Below are 308 nucleotides of genomic sequence, written 5' to 3'. Positions count from 1 at the left end.
GATGGGAGCCATTGTGTACGAAACAGGAGGGCTGCTCATAGACGACGGCTGGATACGTGTTCTGGGAGCAGGCAGCGACAGGATGAAGCAGACGGCGTGAAAGACGGCTTAGGTTGCGCGGTTGATATATACCCATTCTTTAAGGGACAGGTGCAGGTAAACCACAAAGAATGGAACTTATCCAACACCCGTTCTATACCGACTGAACCTTGCTTTTTAAGTATCCCATGCAGTATTTGCCTTTAATATGATAGTAGCTGTAGGTATGGCTCACGCTACTGATATATTCACACTTAGTCCGTCGGGAG

At 48.1% G+C, this 308-nt stretch carries 1 protein-coding gene; it reads left to right on the top strand.

Annotated features, from left to right (window positions below; translation table 11 throughout):
- The first annotated feature begins 1 nt into the window (after position 1).
- The gene (locus D0T57_RS15525) at positions 2–100 is read left to right on the top strand and encodes a DUF2625 family protein (protein WP_255490641.1); all 99 of its coding nucleotides are present in this window, start codon (positions 2–4) and stop codon (positions 98–100) included.
- Positions 101–308: the final 208 nt, after the last annotated feature.

The sequence above is a fragment of the Dysgonomonas sp. 511 genome (genome assembly GCF_010501105.1).
GTDB lineage: Bacteria > Bacteroidota > Bacteroidia > Bacteroidales > Dysgonomonadaceae > Dysgonomonas.
The sequence above is the reverse complement of the archived record's forward strand: the minus strand, read 5'-3'. Positions and strand labels throughout refer to the sequence as shown.